Below are 4160 nucleotides of genomic sequence, written 5' to 3' on the forward strand. Positions count from 1 at the left end.
ATGCTCAGTTTTGGTCAATGGAAGCTGATCTTGGGCGACGAACAGCCATCATGCGACCTCTCCTCTCGTCGCTATCATTCGGTCGTTTAATAGCGATGTATGAAACTGCAAAAAGACTGTTTTGATGCCCCTGATTGGTTATGCGCGCGTATCTACCGAGGATCAGACCCCCCTGCCCCAGTCGCAGGCCCTGAAATCCGATGGCTGCGCCGAAATCCATGAAGAACAGGCCTCGGGCGGTAACCGTGCGCGGCCGGTGCTTGCGCGGGTGTTGGAGCGCATCGGCAAGGGCGACACGCTGGTGGTCGTGCGGATTGACCGCCTCGCGCGATCCCTGTCGCATCTGCTGGAGGTGATCGAGCGGCTCGAGGCCAAGGGCGCGTTTTTTCGCTCGATCCAGGACCCGATCGACACTGGATCCCCGCAGGGCAAGTTCACGCTGCAGGTCTTGGGCGCTGCGGCCGAGTTCGAGCGCGCCTTAATTAGGGAACGCACCAAGGCCGGCCTTGCCAGCGCACGCACAAAGGGCCGCGTGGGCGGCAACCCTGGGCTGCGGGCCAAAGACCCTGCCGCTCTTCGCAAGGTGCGGCTGGCACGACAAGACGGCTACATGGAGCGTCTGAACGAAACGGCACAAGATTGGGTTCCTCATGTGCGCCGGTTGCGCCCCGACTTGGCCTGGGAAGACGTGTTACGCATCATCAACGGCCCCCTGCCCGAGGCGCGTCGCTGGACCCAAAGTCGTCTCTTGCGCGCCGTGAAGGCCTATGTCCGCGACGGCTTTCTGCCCGAGGCAGTTTTGGCCCGCGCCGGGCGCCGCGAAACCGACGACCGCCTGCCCGCCATCGTCGCCGCCATCAAGGGCGCGGACCCCGACATCACGCTTCAGGCGATCTGTGAACGCCTGGAATCAATGCGGGAACGCACACCACGTGGCCGAACAAGATGGCAGCCGTCTTCGGTGAAAATGCTGTTGGAGCGGGCCGAGAAGCTAGAGTTGCTCGACTGAATTAAGCGACGCTTGCCCTTGTGCCTGTGTGGCTGAACCACACCAAATCTAGAAAGAGCTTGCACGAATCTGATAGCTCGGGCAATAGTCTCGATAAATAACGCGCGATCACATAAAAAACGCGCCCACGAATCGAGGCAGAGATGAGCGAAGCTGAGCAGGACCTGGACATTGCCATCGGGCACTACGCAGAGCTTCTTGCGTCCAATCTTCATGCGCAACGTGCTGCCCACTTCCCTCCCGACGCCAAAAAAGTCATGCGCAGCCTGACCAGCGGCGAGGCGGCCGAGTTGCTTGGCGTCGATCATACCTACCTTCGCAAGCTTCATCGAGAAGGAAAGATCGCTGACGTCGAAACCACGGCGGGCAGCCACCGGCGATATACCCTCGATGATATCTGGGAGATTCGCCACGCCCTTGAGGCAAACGCGAAGAAGCCTGGAACCTACGTTCCGGGACGTCGTGCCGGTGACGAGCTTCAGATTGTTTCTGTTGTGAACTTCAAAGGCGGGTCCGGGAAAACGACAACATCCGCTCACCTTGCACAGCGCTTGGCTCTCAAGGGATATCGTGTCCTTGCGATCGATCTGGACCCCCAGGCATCCCTTTCCGCGCTGCATGGCATCCAGCCTGAGCTGGACCTGATGGAGGGTGGCACGCTGTATGATGCGGTTCGCTACGATGAACCGGTCCCGATCTCAGACGTGATCCGCAAGACCTACATCCGTGGTCTTGACCTGATTCCCGGGAACCTTGAGCTCATGGAATTCGAACATGAGACGCCGGCAGCCATCCAGCGTGGCGGCGCCCGCGCATTCTTTGCCCGTGTGCGTGACGCGCTCGACAGTGTCGAAGCGGACTATGACGTCGTCGTCATCGACTGTCCGCCGCAGCTTGGCTTCTTAACCATGTCCGCCCTTTCAGCATCTTCAGGGGTGCTTGTCACCGTTCACCCGCAAATGCTCGATCTGATGTCCATGTCGCAGTTTCTGCGAATGACCGCTGATCTGCTTGGCGTCATCCGGGATGCTGGCGCAAACCTTCGCTTCGACTGGCTGCGCTTTCTGCCGACCCGCTACAAGGTGGGTGATGCCCCGCAGACCGAGGTCATTGCTTTCATCCGGGGTCTGTTCGGCAGGTCAGTCCTGACCAACCACATGGTTGAGTCGACAGCGATCTCTGATGCTGGGCTGACGAAGCAGACGCTCTATGAAGCCGACAAGAAGGACTTCACGCGTCAGACTTTTGATCGTGCAATCGAATCCATGAACGCCGTCAACGACGAGATCGCGGCGATCATCCAGAACACGTGGGGACGCAATGGCAAGAAAGCCTAAACTGGGACTGCCACTGCAGACCCTGCGCAACGCGCCTGACGCTCTCGAGGGGCGCAGGCTGCGCGGCGGCGTTTTCGAAATCGAGCCTGACCAAATCGAAACCACAGGTCGGCTCGATGACCGGCTGCAGATCGAGACTGAGGGCCTCAAGGCGTCAATTTCCAAGAACGGCCAGCGAGTACCAATCCTCGTCCGGCCGCTTGAGGGTGATCGCTACAGCCTGATCTATGGCCGTCGTCGACTGGAAGCTTGCAGAGAACTTGGGATCAAGGTCCGCGCCATTGTCACAGAGATGGAGGGAGATCAGGCGCTTCGTGATCAGCTGTTGGAGAACCAGGAGCGGCGGGATCTAAGCTTCATCGAACGTGCGCTTGTTGCCGCCGCCTTGCTCGACGGTGACCATTTGAGCGCATCCGAACGCACCAACAAGGGTGTCGCCGAGGTTCTCAATCTGACCGAGGCAGGAGTGTCGCAGCTGTTAAGCGTAGTCCGCACCGTTGGGGAGGACCTGGTCCTCGCCATCGGTGCCGCTCCGGGCATTGGTCGGCCCAGGTGGGAAGAGCTCAAGAAGTTGCTGGGGGCTACGGATGCCGATCGCGAACTGCTTGCAGCTTTGGCGGGTGAGTCCAAGACATCCTACCAAGGCGGTATTGACGAGAAATCCGATTATGCATTTTTGGCCGTCCTCTCTGCTGCAGGGAAGCCCGAACAGACCACATCCTCGTCTCGCCCTCGCGGGCGGCCCGGCACGGTGATTCCGGGGGTCGGTGCCGCCACTGTCACGACCGGACGTCGTGGAAAACAACTCAAGCTCGAGTTGAAGGCCGAGGAGAGCGATTTTGTCAGCTGGCTTGAGGGCAACGCCCCGCAGCTGATCGCCGAGCTTCACGAGCGCTGGAAGCGTTCGGAAGACTGAGGAAGAGCAACAATCAAAAAGGAGGCACGAGACAGGCAGAAAAGAAAAAGGCCCCGAGAAGCAAGCTTCACGAGACCTTTCTTAGGTTTCGCACGGGACCAGCCCGCTACAAAACTTCAGTTTTCGCACCTCTGAATGTAGCGATCTGGCCCCTTTCCCGCAAGCGCAAAGCGATTCGCGGGCCAGGGAAATTTTGCCTTCGTGAATGACGATATGGAGTACACACCGATTTCGCCGTTTATGCGGCCAATTTCGCACGCCCATCTGCGCGTGGTCGAGCGTCCTGAGGCGTCTGTTCCCGGCAAGCCCGTCAACAAGTGGGAGCTACTCCGCGAGCTGTCCAAGGCACAGGCCGCCTTTGGGGTTTCCGAGCGCGATCTGACCGTTCTTCAGGGACTTCTCAGCTTCTTTCCGGACGATGCGCTTGGCGGGAACACCGAAATGGTCGTCTTCCCATCCAACAAGGCGATCTGCGAGCGGCTGAACGGCATGGCTTGCTCGACGATGCGCCGTCACCTCGCCCGGTTGGTAGAGGCAGGCTTGCTTATGCGGCGCGATAGCCCCAATGGGAAGCGGTATGTGCGCAAGCGCGGCGAAGATCGCGTTGCCTTCGGCTTCGACCTCTCCCCGCTCTATTGCCGGGCAGAGGAGATTGCACGGGCCGCAGAGGCTGTGCGTGAGGCTGAGGACCGTTTGCGGCGACTAAGGGAGGTGGTGAGCCTTATGCGCCGCGACCTTACCGCTCTGGCGGAATTCGGCGAGGAGATCCAGCCCGGGCTTGGCCTATGGGACCAGCTCAGCGACACGGCCTCCCTCACAGCCCGTGCTCTTCGCCGCAAGCTTTCGCTTGAGGACTTGTCGAACCACCGGGCCGATCTCGAGGCCCTTCTTGACCAGG

At 60.0% G+C, this 4160-nt stretch carries 4 protein-coding genes; all 4 read left to right on the plus strand.

Annotated elements, in window-relative coordinates; all coding sequences use genetic code 11:
• The first annotated feature begins 124 nt into the window (after window positions 1–124).
• Window positions 125–1009 carry a recombinase family protein gene (locus KBT70_RS20310; protein WP_009820069.1) on the plus strand — a complete coding sequence of 295 codons (885 nt, stop codon included), beginning with the start codon at window positions 125–127 and terminating at the stop codon, window positions 1007–1009.
• 143 nt (window positions 1010–1152) lie between these two features.
• A complete protein-coding gene (gene repA, locus KBT70_RS20315) occupies window positions 1153–2346 on the plus strand; it encodes a plasmid partitioning protein RepA (protein WP_009503867.1) in 1194 nt (397 codons plus the stop codon).
• The gene (repB, locus tag KBT70_RS20320; protein WP_009820070.1) at window positions 2330–3262 is read left to right on the plus strand and encodes a plasmid partitioning protein RepB; all 933 of its coding nucleotides are present in this window, start codon (window positions 2330–2332) and stop codon (window positions 3260–3262) included. Before repA ends, repB begins: the two co-directional genes overlap by 17 nt.
• Window positions 3263–3475: 213 nt before the next feature.
• Window positions 3476–4160, plus strand: a 685-nt coding sequence (gene repC, locus KBT70_RS20325) for a plasmid replication protein RepC (RefSeq protein WP_296638517.1), incomplete at its 3' end; no start/stop codon positions are given.

Origin of the sequence: Roseovarius sp. (assembly GCF_018066915.1) — a bacterium.
GTDB lineage: Bacteria > Pseudomonadota > Alphaproteobacteria > Rhodobacterales > Rhodobacteraceae > Roseovarius.

Coding starts and splice junctions, on each gene's coding strand:
- repA (WP_009503867.1), top strand. CDS start 1,153: ATGAGCGAAGCTGAGCAGGACCTGGACATTGCCATCGGGCACTACGCA.
- KBT70_RS20310 (WP_009820069.1), top strand. CDS start 125: ATGCCCCTGATTGGTTATGCGCGCGTATCTACCGAGGATCAGACCCCC.
- repB (WP_009820070.1), top strand. CDS start 2,330: ATGGCAAGAAAGCCTAAACTGGGACTGCCACTGCAGACCCTGCGCAAC.